Source organism: Onishia taeanensis, assembly GCF_013349955.1.
GTDB lineage: Bacteria > Pseudomonadota > Gammaproteobacteria > Pseudomonadales > Halomonadaceae > Onishia > Onishia taeanensis_B.
In genome coordinates this window covers 84,576-97,241 of the sequence record NZ_JABVXC010000004.1, presented here as the reverse complement: position 1 = coordinate 97,241, position 12,666 = coordinate 84,576, and the positions used below count along the sequence as shown (strand labels likewise).

Genomic DNA, 12,666 nt, shown 5'->3' with positions numbered 1-12,666 from the left:
TACAGCAGTATTTCTTGTTATCAAAGCGTTACAACAGGTAGCACACTTCATCGAGCGCTACGCTGACGAGCTGCATTCAAGACACTTCGAATCGCCCAGAGAGCTTTAGGAAACTATGTTGACTGACCGAGCCCGGCTTGTAAGGGGCGGGCTCTTCTATTCCTGCATCAGAACATCACCGCCACGGAGCGCCGCATGACAGCAAAGAAAGCCCCCAAATTCTATGTCGTTTGGGTCGGCCGGCAGACCGGGATCTTCACCACACAAGAAGGCGACGACATCTGGCAGCGTGGCCTCGGCCCCTTCGGGCCGCACATCTCGGCGGAATAAGGCGTCAAAAAAGGACGATCATACTCACCCGGGAGAGACCTTCGACACGGAAATCTACTGCGATGGTGCTTGTGACCCCAATCTTGGTGATGCCGGCTCGGGCATGGCCATCTACCGCAAGGGCACCCTCGACCAGCTCTGGTATGGCCTCTACAACCCCAAGGGGACCAACAATACAGCCGAGTTAAACGCCTTTTTCCAAGCTCTACATATGGCCAAGGAGGAAATTGCGCAGGGATCGTCCGTGCGGATCCACTGCGACTCCATGTACACCACCAACGCCATCACGAAGTGGGCCGGCGAATGGCGGAAGCGCGGCTGGAAGAAAGCCAATGGAGAGGCGATAAAGAACCCGGAGATCATCCAGCCCACGCATGCGCTGTACGAAAGCCTCAAATCGTCGCTGACCATCGCCCACGTCAAAGGGGACGCAGGAGTTGAAGGCAACGAACTAGCCGACAGGATGGCAATGTACGGGGCCGACCAACAGGCCTACCACCGCTTGTAAGCCAGGCGAAACCTGCGCGATGCCAAAGGTTCGCACGACGTATAAAGCCATCTTCTGGATCGTCGCTGCCTTGGTGCTGATCGCGCTGCTGTTTCCTTACCTCCTGCCCCTGTTCTACTAAGAGGAGATCGCCATGAAACGACTCGCTGCCTGCATTGCGCTTTCCGCGACGCTCGCCACGTCGGCTTGGGCCGCCCCGCAGACCGTGACGTTGTCGGTGCCGGGCATGACCTGCGCCGCCTGCCCGATCACCGTCAAGGCCGCCCTCAACAAAGTGGACGGTGTCTCGCACGTCGATGTGAGCTACCCGGATCGTGAGGCGGTGGTCACCTTCGACGATTCACGAACGCACGTCGAAGCATTGACCGAAGCCACCACCAACGCCGGCTCCCCCTCATCCCCGACACCCTCGGAAGCGGATCGGGAGTGACCATGAAGAACCCCAAGCCCCTGCTGCGCGCAAGCGTGATTGGCACCGTCCTGCTGGCGCTGTGCTGCTTCACGCCCATCCTGGTGATCCTGCTGCACCGTTGGCCTGGCGGCACTGACCGGCTACCTGGACGTGGTACTGCTTCCTGCCCTGGCCTTCTTCATCGGCCTGACCCTCTATGCGCTATGGCGCGAGAAGCAATACGACGCCTGCTGTAACAACGCCTCTACCTATTCAAGGAATTCCCCTCATGAGTGATGACAAGAACCCGCACATCGCGGTGATCGGCAGCGGCGGCGCCGCCATGGCGGCGGTCCTGAAGGCCGCCTAACGCGGCGCCCGCATCACCCTGATAGAACGCGGCACCCTCGGCGGTACCTGCATCAACACCGGCTGTGTACCTTCCAAGATCATGATTCGCGCGGCCCATATCGCCAACTGGCGCACGGAAAGCCCCTTCGATGCCGGCCTGAGCAGCCAAGCGCCGGTGGTAGATCGGGCCAAGCTGCTCGAGCAGCAACAGCGGCGTGTCGAGGAACTGCGCGATGCCAAGTATGAAGGCATACTCCGCGACCACCCGGCCATCACGGTCCTGAAGGGGGAGGCGCGGTTCGTCGATGCCCATAGCCTGACGGTCACGCTGAATGAGGGCGGCGAGCAGACCGTCCGCTTCGATCGCGCCTTCATCGGCACCGGCGCCCGACCGGCAGCACCGCCGGTGCCGGGCTTGGCCGACACTCCCTACCTGACCTCCACCGGCGCGCTGGCACTGGATACCCTTCCCAAGCGGCTGATCGTGATCGGGGCCTCAGTGGTCGCCCTGGAACTGGCCCAGGCCTTCGCTCGGCTGGGCAGCCAGGTCACCGTGCTGGCCCGGAGCCGCCTGTTGTCCCAGGAAGACCCGGCGGTAGGGGATGCGGTGGAGGCGGCGTTTCGCCGCGAGGGTATCGAGGTGTTCAAGCAGACCCAGGCGAGCCGTGTGGATTACCTTGATAATCTATTCATTGTCGACACCAATGCCGGCACCTTGCAGGCGGATCATCTGCTGGTGGCCACCGGACGGACACCCAACACCGAGGCCCTGCATCTGGCGAGCCTCGGCGTGGAAACCGCGCGTGGGGCGACCCTGGTGGATGAGCAGTTGCAAACCACGGTACCGGGCCTCTACGCCGCCGGTGACTGCACCGATCAGCCGGAGTTCGTCTATGTCGCCGCCGCCGGGGGCAGCCGGGCTGCCGTCAACATGGCCGGGGGCGAAGCCACCCTGGAGCTGAGCGCCATGCCGGCGGTGATCTTCACCGACCCCCAGGTGGCCACCGTCGGCCTGACGGAAGCCGAGGCCATCGAGCAAGGCTTCAGCGTCGATACCCGCGAGCTGGACCTGGAAAACTTGCCCCGGGCACTGGTGAACTTCGACACCGGTGGCTTCATCAAGATGGTGGCCGAACGCGACTCGGGGCGATTGCTGGGCGTACAGGCGGTGGCGGGAGAAGCCGGTGAGCTGATCCAGACGGCGGTGATGGCGCTACGCGCACGCATGACCGTACACGACATCGCCAATGAGCTGTTTCCCTACCTGACCATGGTAGAAGGGCTCAAGCTCTGTGCTCAGACTTTCACCAAGGATGTGACGCAGTTGTCCTGCTGTGCCGGGTGAACGATAGCGTTGCCTACACGTCTGCGACCTTTACCACCGTACCATGGTAAGGCCAGTAAACTCTTTTCGGAGACTTCGCAGGTGCCGACATGAGTGACATGACCATAGGCAAAGTGGCCCTGCAGAGGACGATAGATCCTGTATCATCCACGCCTGAAGTCAGCGTCACGAGACTGACAGGACTCGCCGTGTCGTCGTCATCATGGCCTGCCCAGCGCGATTTCTGCGTAGATACCCTGGTAGTCAGTGTCATGCGTTCTATCCGGCTCCGGCTTGGGATTCAGGGCTACCATGCGACCGCTGGGGTCATCTAATAGGCCGCGAAGTTGTTCATAATCGAAGCTCCAGCCCTCGGCGTTGCGCTGGTTGAGACGTGTGATGGTCTCTACCAATGTGGACATGCTGTGCCCTTCTCCCTCCAAAGGCGGGAATGCCTGAACCAGCAGTTGCCCCTCGTACCAGCCGATCTTGATGGACTGGTTGACGATTCGGACCTGGGTGCCGGCGGGCACGCGGTCGAAGATCGACTCGATGTCCCCGGGGAACATGCGAATACAGCCACGACTGGCACGCATGCCGATTCCATCCGGTTGGTTGGTCCCATGGATCAAGTAGCCATCGAATCCAAGGATAATGGCATGGTCTCCCAGCGGATTGTCCGGGCCTGGGGGCACCACGCTGGGCGCCTCTTCACCGCGTGCCCTGGCTTCACGCTGAACCGACTCGGGTGGATACCAGGCGGGATTCTTGATGTTCATGGTGGTCTTGGTGACACCGAGGGGCGTACCGAAGCCCTCGCGACCGATGCCAATAGGATAGGTCTCGACACGCGGCGTCTCGTCGTCATCCACCTCGGGATAGTAATAAAGGCGCAGCTCGGCGATGTTGATGACGATCCCGTTGCGCTCGACATCGGGCAGGATGAAGCGTCCGGGAATGGTCACCTCGGTTCCCTCGCCGGGGATCCAGATGCTGGTGTCCGGATTGGCTCGCATGATCTCCCGGTACCCCAGGTTGTGTCGCCTGGCGATATCGAGCAGGGTATCCTCTCGATCATCCACCGTTATGCGGTAGGTGTCGCCGATCACATTGCCTTCCTCAGGCAGCGGATAGTGGCCGCGGGGCCATTCGCCCTCCTCTTCGGCCTGAGAAGCGCCGATGAGTGCCAGCCAACCGGCCAGCACCCCCACCACTGTGCGTTTTCGGAGCTGCCACAATGGAGCTTCTCTCGCTGTACCAGAGTGAGGTTTCGATAACGCCATAATTCTCTCCTTTTTTGACTGGACCATTATCATCCAGACCGACGTGTGTTAATTCGCCATCCATGCAGCACCAGTAAGGCGGCCAATAGCCAGATTGGCCAGCTACCGGTTCGGGTGAACGGCGTGTTTCCCACCATGGGCCGCACCTCGCCGCGAAGGCTCGTCGCCTGGAACTGTGGTGCGCGGGCTGTGACACTGCCCTGAGGATCGACGATGGCAGTCATCCCGTTGCTGGTGGCGCGAATCAGGTATCGGCCGTTCTCCAGCGCACGCAGACGGGCCATCTGCAAATGCTGCAGGGGGCCGATGGAGCGGCCGAACCAGGTGTCGTTGGAGACCGTCAGCAGTAGCTCGGCAGCGCGCGCCTGCTCGGCGACCCGGTCGGCATAGATGATCTCGTAGCAGATGGCGTTACCGATGGTGGTTCCGGCGGCGTGGATCGGCCCCTGAGCTTCGGGCCCGGGCGTCATGGTCGGCATGGGCAGGTCGAAGAAGGCGATGGTGCCGGCGAGCAGGCTCTCCAGCGGCAGGTACTCGCCGAAGGGTACCAGACGCGCCTTGCGGTAGTGGCCCTCGGCGTTACCCAGGCCGATCACGCTATTGTAGTAGTCGCCGCCGTCGCGCTGCAGGATGCCGGTGAGCAGGGCGGTGTCGGGGGCGAGGTTGGACTGCACCCGCTCCAGTATGGGCCGCGCCTCCTCCTCGAACATTGGCAGCGCCACCTCGGGCCAGACCATCAGGTCGATGCCGTCGGGCTGCTCCCCGGTCAACGCCGTGTAGATGTTGACCGCCTCGCGCTGGCCTTGGGCACTCCACTTGATGCTCTGGTCGAGGTTGCCTTGCAACAGCGCCACGCTGAGCGGCTCGCCGGCCGGGCTGGTCCACTGACCCGGCAAGGCTAACGGGGCCAGCCACAGGGCGGCGATAGGGGCAAGGGCCCACCAGCGTCGGCGCAGCAGCTCCACGCCCAGGGTGCCGGTCAGGGCGGTGATCAGCGACAGAAGATAGACGCCGCCCACCGGGGCCCAGGCCGCCAGCGGCGAGTCCACTTGGGACGTGCCCAGCAGCAGCCAGGGAAACCCGGTAAACAGCCAGGTGCGCAGCCACTCGCTGAGAACCCAGGTGCCGGCGAAGCTGAGGAAGGCCAGGCGTCGGCCCGTGACGCGGCGATAGAGCCAGAAGGGCACGGTATAGAACAGCGCCAGGCTGGCCACGAACAGACCGGTGAGGAAGAGCGCCAGGAGCGCCCCCGTATCCCCATAGCCGTGGATTGCGACGAAGACCCAGGAGGCACCGGAGCCGAACAGGCCCACGCCATAGCACCAGCCACGGAGCGCGGCTTGAGCGGGTGTCAGGGCATGGATGCCGACATAGACCAGGGCCACCGCCACAGGGCCCAGCCACCACAGCGTGAAGGGCGCGGCGCTGAGGGTGGTCAGCCCCCCGGCGGTCAGGGCCAGCAAACAGCCGAGGACCGGAGAGAGCCGTCCGACAGGCGTCATGTCCCGGACTGGCTGGTTCTGTGCATCCATGCCGTCACTCAGACAATCTGGGGGAGGGACGCTCACGCAAGGCCGCAATCGCAAAGGCGATGACACCCAGGAACAGGGCGATATCCGCCAGGTTGAAGGCGGGCCAGTGCCACTCTCGCCAGTAGATGTCCAGGTAGTCCACCACATACCCTCGCACCAGGCGGTCGATGCCATTACCCAGCGCGCCACCCAGCATCAAGCTGTACCCCAGCGCCTCCAGGCGGGGCCTGGGCCTGCACAACAGGAACGTCAGCACGATAGTCGCCAACCCTGCAAAGCACAGGAAGAGGTAGCGCTGCCAGCCACCTGAATCGGCGAGGAAGCTTAAGGCCGCCCCCGTGTTCCACCAGTGACCCCAGTTGAAGAATGGGGTCAGCGGGATGGTCTGGCCATACGGCATCAGCGCCTGCACCAGCCCCTTGATGACCTGGTCGGCCAGGCCGACCATAACGGCCAGTGCCAACCAGTAGCGGCTCTGCGGCGCCATCGCTATCCGTTTCGTTCTCATGACGTGGCTGCCTGGTAGCGCGGGCTTGCCGAGCCAGTCGTGGCATTGCCTGGCGAGAAGCGATAACCCAGCAACCGCATGGCGTTCAGGGTCACCAGCACGGTGGCGCCGGTATCCGCCATCACCGCGATCCACATGCCGGTGATGCCCAGCGCCGTGGTCACCAGGAAAATGGCCTTCAGGCCCAGCGCCAGGGCGACGTTGGTCTTGACGTTGCGCAGCGTGGCTCGGGACAGGGCGATCAGCTCGGCGATGCCGCCGACGCGGTTCTTGAGCAGCGCCGCATCCGCGGTTTCCAGTGCCACATCCGTGCCGCCGCCCATGGCGATGCCCACTTCTGCCGCGGCCAGCGCCGGCGCATCGTTGATGCCGTCGCCCACCTTGCCGACGGGGCCTCGGCCGGCGGCCTGCCAGTCACGAACGCGCTGGGCCTTGTCCTCGGGCATCAGCTCGCCATGTGCCTCGATGCCCAGGCTGTCACCGATGGCCGCGGCGGTACGCGCATTGTCACCGCTGAGCATCACTGCCTGCACGCCCAGGCGCGACAGCGCCGTCAGCCCCTCCCGGGCATCGTCACGCGGCTCATCGCGCACGGCGATCAGGCCCAGCGGATGCTCGCCTTCGACCAGCACGGCGAGACTCTTGCCGGCCCCCTCCAGCTCGGCGATCCGAGCGCTCAGGTCGTGATCGAGAGCGGCCTGCTCTGCCAGGTGGCGGGGGGTGATCAGGCTCAACTCACGCCCCTCGACCCGACCGGCGACCCCTCGGCCCGACAGGGCGCGGCTCTCACTCGCCAGTGGAAGGGAAAGGCCCAACTGCTCAGCGTGGGCGAGGATGGCCGTGGCTATGGGGTGGCTGGAGTCACGTTCCATCCCAGCCGCCAGCCTCAGGATCTCTTGCGTGCCTTGGCCAGTGGCCCAGTCCTCCACGTCGGTGACCTTGGGGGTGCCGGCGGTGAGGGTGCCGGTCTTGTCCAGCGCCACCGTCCGCAGCTTACCCAGCTGTTCGAGCACCGCGCCGCCCTTGATCAGCAGGCCCCGCCGGGCGCCCGCCGAGAGGCCGGCAGCGATCGCCGCGGGGGTTGAGATCACCAGAGCACAGGGACAGGCGATCAACAGCAGGGCCAGGGCGCGATAGATCGATTCCGACCAGGCCATGGTCGAGACCAGCGGCGGCACCACCGCCATCAGCAGGGCGAGCCCCACCACCGCCGGCATGTAGTAGCGAGCGAAGCGGTCGATGAAACGTGCCACCGGCGCCTTGGCGGCCTGGGCCTCCTCCACCAGGCGGATGACCCGTGCGATGGTGTTGTCCTCGGCGCCGCGGGTTACCTCCACCTCCAGGGCGGCATCGAGGTTGACCGTGCCGGCAAAGACGTCGTCCCCCGGCGCCCGCGTGCGGGGCACCGACTCCCCGTTGATCGGTGACTCATCCAGGTCGGATTCGCCGGTCAGAATACGTCCATCGCAGGGCACGCGGTCGCCCGGTCGCACCAGGACTCGCTGCCCAGGCGTGAGCGAGGCGGCCGAAACCTCACGGGTATCCCCATCCTCCATCAGCCTCGCCGTGGACGGCGTCAGGTCCGCCAGGGCCGAGATGCTGCGTCGCGCCCTCGACGCGGCCACCCCCTCCAGCAACTCGCCTACGGCGAACAGGAAGACCACCACTGCCGCTTCGGCGGCGGCATTGATGGCCAGGGCCCCCAAGGCGGCGATGCTCATCAGCATCTCGATGGTGAAGGGGTTGCGCATCTTCAGCGCACCCCAGGCGCCTTGTGCAATGGGCACCAACCCCACCAGGGTGGCCGCAACGAAGGGCCAGTTGCCTAGGCTAGGCCAGACCAGGCGGAGAACGAAGGCCAGAGCCAGCAGCCCCCCCGTGACGAGCACCAAGCGTCCCTTGGCGGTCTGCCACCAAGAGGCCGGAGCGGCATCCGCCTCATCTCCCTCATCATCGGTGGCAAGCTGGTAGCCGAGCTCGTTAAGGATCCGCTCGATCGCCTCATGAGAAGGCGTCGTATCCTGTTGAGGGTGAATCCTCACCGATCCGGTGACCGAACTGGCCGACACCTCCCCGATGCCCTCCAGGCGGCCCAGAGCGGCCTCTACCTTGCGCTCGCAGCCGCCGCAGTCCATGCCTTCCACCTGCAGTGTCAGCGTCGACGAGATAGTGCTTTGCGTTGGTTCGGTCATGGCGTTGCTTCTCCGAATGTCTTAATCTTATTTTGAAGCATAATCCCTGTAGCAACTACAGGTTCAAGTCATGCGAGAGGAGCATCAGGATGCCGGAGATTAGCCATGCCATCGGTATCGGCGAGCTGGCACGGCGCGCCGGCTGCAAGCCTGAAACGGTGCGCTATTATGAGCGCATCGGGCTGATGGGCGATGCATCGCGTACCGAGGGTGGGCAGCGGCGCTATGGCGAAGAAGCTGTCAGGCGGCTGACCTTCATTCGCCATGCCCGAGACTTTGGCTTCTCGGTGGATGCGGTGCGTGAGCTACTGGCGATGTCCGACCAGCCCGACATGCCCTGTCAGGAGGTCGATGCCGTTGCCAAGCATCACCTGGAGGAAGTGGAGTCGCGGCTGCAGCGGCTCTCGGCACTGCGTGACGAGCTCAAGCGGATGGTGAGCCAGTGCGCCGGCAGCAAGGTCGAGAGCTGTCGCATCATCGAGGTGCTGAGTGATCACCAGTTGTGTATCAGTGAGGCAGCCCACAAAGGCGCTCACGATTTGGGATAACCTCCTGTGCGTCCCAGCGTGCCCTAGTTGAGACATTCAGGAACAGCATGATCACCAACTTCATAGAGAAGCCCAGGGTCGCCTTGTTCTGGTGACCGCTGCGGTGGGCCTGGGGAATGATCTCGCGGCTAATGACATACATCATCGCGCCGGCGGCGGGGCTGCCTAAAAACCCCAGTGTGACTGGCGAGACACCGTCCATAACCCCTGCCCGTGTGAAGTGAGTGCCGCTGAGGCTGTAGCGTCACGCGACGCTAGGTACATTGTGCCCACCGAGGCGTGTTTCACAGCAAGTCCACCTAAAGGCTTGTCAGTTCACCATTGCGGCAAGACCGGAAGCAGCGGACGTTCCGATGGCTTTTTGCAGACGTGTCCGAGCCTCGAACAGTGCGCTGCGATACTCTTGGCGTGTGGGTGACTCACTCAGAATAATGCGCTGCCCTTCCTCGAGGGGATCTACGGGGCGGTCATCCACTCTCACTTCGTAGTGCAGGTTGGGCCCCGTGGCGAGTCCGGAAGCCCCTACCTCACCCAGTTTGTCGCCGGCCTTGATGGGGGCCCCGACCGCCAGGCTGGCAGCGAAACGGCTGAGATGCGTATAGCGACTGATGGTGCCCGTATCATGTTTTATCTCGACAACACGTCCATAACCTCCCCGGCGACCGATGAAGGAGACGCGCCCCGGCGCAGTGGCCATGACCGGGGTGCCGCGAGGCGCGGCAAGATCGATACCGTCATGACGTCGGACCCCGCCGTACACGGGATGGCGCCGGTTGCCGAAGGGGGATGTCAGGCGTGCGCCGAGAATCGGGAACTGCAAGGTGTCTTGGAGGCTACCGTCCTTGAAGAGCATCACGCTGGCTCTCTGGTCCGCCGGCCATACTAGCTCCAGCCGCTCCGCCTGGTCAGCCAACCCCATATAGGTCAGACGGGGAGGCCCGACTCGAGTGCCATCCTCACGGCGATCTTCTTCCCACAGTAACTGCAGGCGCTCGCCACCCGAGATATCTCGGCGTGTGTCCATGAGTCCGCCCAGCAGCATGTCAAGCTCTGCAGCGAAACGCCTGGGTACCCCCTCAGCCGCCAAGGCGGCATAGAGTGACGTCTTGACGTCTACTTCACGACCCAGGGTCAGGGTGTCGAGGCGAGGCTGGACAATGCGCGTCGACGGACGCTCACCCAGGGTGACGACGTACTGAATACCCGAGTCACGCTCGATGGCCACCGACACCGGCTGTCCCGTCGCCAGAGAGGTGAAAGTGATACGATCTCCGGGCCGCAATCGTCTCGGGTCGAACCTCTCCGCCAGCGAGGTCGCCGCTTGGGTGCGCGTCTCGGTATTCACGCCAAGCTGTTGCAGCAGTGCGTCCAGGGTATCCCCTGGTTCCACGGTGAGCTTTTGAGCGACGCGACCCACCTTCGCGATAGCTTGTGCCCTGTCCGATGCCGGCTTGGCAGGTGATAATCCGGCACGCTCTTGCCCACGGGCTTCGGCCAACACGGGGCTCAGGACCATCAGTCCCACTAGCAACCAGCGTCGTGTCATGATGCATCCTCTTCGCCGGAGACCTCGGCTACCTCACGGTTAACGGCGTCGACCAGCTCCTGCATGCCGAAGGGGTCCAACAGCTCGCCATTGACGAAGAAGGTCGGCGTCTTGCTGATCTGGTTGGCCTCGACGTCAGCCTTGTCCTGGTCGTAGACCGCCTGTGCCTCTGGTGAATTGAGCTGCTCTTCGGCTGCGGTTCTGTCCAGCCCGGCCTCGCTGGCGATCTCCATGATCGCTTCCTCATCGACACTGCCATGAGCCGCCCACTGGCTCTGGCGAGCCAGCAGCGCCTCCAGCACCGGTTGGAAGGCATCCTGACGCCTGGCGACCTCCAGCACGCGAATGGCGGTTTCGGATACGTCTCCATGGAAGGGGGTGTAGCGCACCACCAGCCGCACCTTCTCGGGGTACTCTTCCAGGATGCGTTTGGTCAGCGGGTAGAAGGCGCGGCAGGCCTCACAGGCCGGGTCGAAGAACTCCACGATCGTCACAGGTGCCTCTTCCGGCCCCAGGACCGGCGAGTGTGCACGCACCAGCGAATTCTCGGCCTGTGCCCCCTCTCGGCTGGCCGTCTCGGCGCCCATGCCCAACAGCGAGGGCCTCGACACGATCACAATGATGGCCGTCAGCATCAACGCTCCGACCAGGATAAAAGTCGCTTTTTTGTACATTCTTTCTCTCAATTTCAAAGAGTTGGGTTTAAAGCAAGCTCAGGATGCTGCTGAGTGGAGCTCAGCCGCTGATGGGTGCCTGAGCAAGCAAATATGGCGTGTTACTCATGCCCAAAAAGGTTGGCATCCTGATGAGCGTGATCAATATGCTCAAATTCCAAACTGGAGTGGCCAATGCCAAAGCGCGCTTTCAGCTGAGCTTTGATATTTACCTTGATCGCCTCGAGCTGGCGCCATCCGGCTTCCGTGATAACCACGTGGCAGTCAAGCGCGGCGGTGTTCTCCTGCATTTGCCATAGGTGAACATGATGCACATCCTCAACCCCTTGGACGTCACGCAGGGCTTCAATGACTGATTGACCATCGATATCGGGTGGCGAGCCCAACATCAGTGTCCGGACAGGGCCGCCTATCTCAGTAAAGGCGAGATAAAGAATATAGAGCGCAATGCCGATCGTAATCGCGGGGTCTACCCAGCGCATGTCATACAGCAGAATCAGTGAGCCCCCGATGATCACGGCGATGGACGCAAAGGCATCCGACAGGTTGTGCAGGAAGAGGGCGCGGATATTGACGCTATGTTTTTGCATCGACCAGGTGAGCAAGGCCGTTAGCGCATCGACAAGAAGAGCGACAATACCGATGATTACGACTATCCAGCCCTTAATCTCTGGCGGGTCGATCATGCGCATGGCGCCTTCATAAATTAGATAAATGCCAACGATAATGAGGGTGGTGTAGTTGATCAGCGCTGCGACAACCTCGATTCGGCCATAGCCAAACGTCATCTGTGAGTCTGGCGGTCGTCTCGCGATCTTGCGGGCAGCAAACGCAATGACAAGCGCAGCCATGTCGGAAAAATTATGCAGCGCATCCGCGATCAGCGAGAGGCTTCCCGCCAGGATACCCCCAACGATCTGGGCAATGGTTAATATCCCGTTGGCCCAGATGGCGATGCTCACCCGACGATCACCAGAGGTGGGATCAATGTGGGGATGATCGTGATGATGTCCCATGCGTTATCCTTGTGGTGTCACGTGATGACCCAGCAATATAAAACCTATAGCGACTCAAGCTTCAAGCCCGAACTCTGTTGAAGAGTGAGCTGGGATTAGGCGTGTGGAACTTTGCATAGTGGGCGCTGCACCAAATTGGCTACCATGTTTCATGCCCCCAGAAGGAGCCCATTGTGATACCCAAGCCTTACTCGCACGCCTGGCTGATGAGCTTGGCTTTACTGCTGATGGTGGTAACGTCAGTCCTCGCCGAGCCACAGCTGCCTGACTTCACGGAACTAATCGACGCATGCGCGTGGCCATGCGCTTCCGGGAGCCCCCCCCTGGAGCCTGTGCTCGACCGCCGCCGAATCGACCGGCCCATGAGCGCGTATCTCGCCAATGCCGGACATGACCAGCCCCTGCACGATAAGCAGCAGGAGGGTCAGGTGACCGAGGCGATGACACAGGCGGTTGAGGAGCA

General features: G+C 62.7%; 14 protein-coding genes. 7 read left to right on the top strand and 7 right to left on the bottom strand.

The genetic code is table 11. The features are described from left to right. The first annotated feature begins 195 nt into the window (after positions 1-195). The 6 genes from HUS66_RS17650 (at position 196) to merA (ending at position 2,925) form a co-directional block, all read left to right on the top strand. Positions 196-330 carry a viroplasmin family protein gene (locus HUS66_RS17650; protein ID WP_181463086.1) on the top strand — a complete coding sequence of 45 codons (135 nt, stop codon included), beginning with the start codon at positions 196-198 and terminating at the stop codon, positions 328-330. Then, the gene (locus HUS66_RS06865) at positions 290-838 is read left to right on the top strand and encodes an RNase H family protein (RefSeq protein WP_205742481.1); all 549 of its coding nucleotides are present in this window, start codon (positions 290-292) and stop codon (positions 836-838) included. Before HUS66_RS17650 ends, HUS66_RS06865 begins: the two co-directional genes overlap by 41 nt. 19 nt (positions 839-857) lie before the next feature. Beyond that, on the top strand, positions 858-959 hold the full coding sequence (locus tag HUS66_RS06860) for a mercuric transporter MerT family protein (protein WP_205742482.1): 102 nt from the start codon (positions 858-860) through the stop codon (positions 957-959). Between the two features lie 12 nt (positions 960-971). Then, positions 972-1,268, top strand: coding sequence for a mercury resistance system periplasmic binding protein MerP (gene merP, locus HUS66_RS06855; protein ID WP_112055405.1), 297 nt, complete (start codon positions 972-974; stop codon positions 1,266-1,268). A 132-nt stretch (positions 1,269-1,400) separates the two neighbouring features. After that, entirely contained in the window at positions 1,401-1,526 is a 126-nt protein-coding gene (locus HUS66_RS17790; RefSeq protein ID WP_240724520.1) for a mercury resistance system transport protein MerF, read from the top strand. 85 nt (positions 1,527-1,611) lie between these two features. After that, entirely contained in the window at positions 1,612-2,925 is a 1,314-nt protein-coding gene (gene merA, locus HUS66_RS06845) for a mercury(II) reductase (protein WP_425340076.1), read from the top strand. Between the two features lie 200 nt (positions 2,926-3,125). On the opposite strand, the gene HUS66_RS06840 is transcribed toward merA, so the two are convergent. From HUS66_RS06840 to HUS66_RS06825, 4 genes are all read right to left on the bottom strand, one after another. Beyond that, positions 3,126-4,142, bottom strand: coding sequence for a L,D-transpeptidase family protein (locus tag HUS66_RS06840; protein ID WP_240724521.1), 1,017 nt, complete (start codon positions 4,140-4,142; stop codon positions 3,126-3,128). 74 nt (positions 4,143-4,216) lie between these two features. Continuing rightward, positions 4,217-5,719 (bottom strand): apolipoprotein N-acyltransferase, encoded by a 1,503-nt coding sequence (lnt, locus tag HUS66_RS06835; RefSeq protein ID WP_240724522.1) that lies wholly within the window; start codon positions 5,717-5,719, stop codon positions 4,217-4,219. Positions 5,720-5,723: 4 nt separating this feature from the next. After that, on the bottom strand, positions 5,724-6,206 hold the full coding sequence (lspA, locus tag HUS66_RS06830) for a signal peptidase II (RefSeq protein WP_240724858.1): 483 nt from the start codon (positions 6,204-6,206) through the stop codon (positions 5,724-5,726). A 17-nt stretch (positions 6,207-6,223) separates the two neighbouring features. Next, on the bottom strand, positions 6,224-8,419 hold the full coding sequence (locus HUS66_RS06825; RefSeq protein ID WP_112056444.1) for a heavy metal translocating P-type ATPase: 2,196 nt from the start codon (positions 8,417-8,419) through the stop codon (positions 6,224-6,226). 89 nt (positions 8,420-8,508) lie between these two features. On the opposite strand from HUS66_RS06825, the gene HUS66_RS06820 reads away from it, so the two are divergent. Then, on the top strand, positions 8,509-8,967 hold the full coding sequence (locus HUS66_RS06820; RefSeq protein ID WP_112056442.1) for a MerR family transcriptional regulator: 459 nt from the start codon (positions 8,509-8,511) through the stop codon (positions 8,965-8,967). A gap of 310 nt (positions 8,968-9,277) precedes the next feature. On the opposite strand, the gene HUS66_RS06815 is transcribed toward HUS66_RS06820, so the two are convergent. The 3 genes from HUS66_RS06815 to HUS66_RS06805 form a co-directional block, all read right to left on the bottom strand. Then, positions 9,278-10,513 carry a M23 family metallopeptidase gene (locus tag HUS66_RS06815; protein ID WP_136246711.1) on the bottom strand — a complete coding sequence of 412 codons (1,236 nt, stop codon included), beginning with the start codon at positions 10,511-10,513 and terminating at the stop codon, positions 9,278-9,280. Next, positions 10,510-11,148: a DsbA family protein gene (locus tag HUS66_RS06810; protein WP_240724523.1), complete on the bottom strand. Its 639-nt coding sequence runs from the start codon at positions 11,146-11,148 to the stop codon at positions 10,510-10,512. The genes HUS66_RS06815 and HUS66_RS06810 overlap by 4 nt, the downstream gene beginning before the upstream one ends. Before the next feature lie 140 nt (positions 11,149-11,288). Then, complete coding sequence (locus HUS66_RS06805; RefSeq protein WP_136246712.1) at positions 11,289-12,203, bottom strand: cation diffusion facilitator family transporter; 915 nt, start codon at positions 12,201-12,203, stop codon at positions 11,289-11,291. Between the last annotated feature and the right edge of the window lie 463 nt (positions 12,204-12,666).

Excerpts from the sequence above, each read along its gene's own strand:
- HUS66_RS06825 (WP_112056444.1), bottom strand. The coding sequence starts at position 8,419 with ATGACCGAACCAACGCAAAGCACTATCTCGTCGACGCTGACACTGCAG.
- HUS66_RS06805 (WP_136246712.1), bottom strand. The coding sequence starts at position 12,203 with ATGGGACATCATCACGATCATCCCCACATTGATCCCACCTCTGGTGAT.
- lnt (WP_240724522.1), bottom strand. The coding sequence starts at position 5,719 with ATGGATGCACAGAACCAGCCAGTCCGGGACATGACGCCTGTCGGACGG.
- HUS66_RS06820 (WP_112056442.1), top strand. The coding sequence starts at position 8,509 with ATGCCGGAGATTAGCCATGCCATCGGTATCGGCGAGCTGGCACGGCGC.
- HUS66_RS06810 (WP_240724523.1), bottom strand. The coding sequence starts at position 11,148 with ATGCTGACGGCCATCATTGTGATCGTGTCGAGGCCCTCGCTGTTGGGC.
- lspA (WP_240724858.1), bottom strand. The coding sequence starts at position 6,206 with ATGGCGCCGCAGAGCCGCTACTGGTTGGCACTGGCCGTTATGGTCGGC.
- merP (WP_112055405.1), top strand. The coding sequence starts at position 972 with ATGAAACGACTCGCTGCCTGCATTGCGCTTTCCGCGACGCTCGCCACG.
- HUS66_RS06815 (WP_136246711.1), bottom strand. The coding sequence starts at position 10,513 with ATGACACGACGCTGGTTGCTAGTGGGACTGATGGTCCTGAGCCCCGTG.
- HUS66_RS17650 (WP_181463086.1), top strand. The coding sequence starts at position 196 with ATGACAGCAAAGAAAGCCCCCAAATTCTATGTCGTTTGGGTCGGCCGG.
- HUS66_RS06860 (WP_205742482.1), top strand. The coding sequence starts at position 858 with ATGCCAAAGGTTCGCACGACGTATAAAGCCATCTTCTGGATCGTCGCT.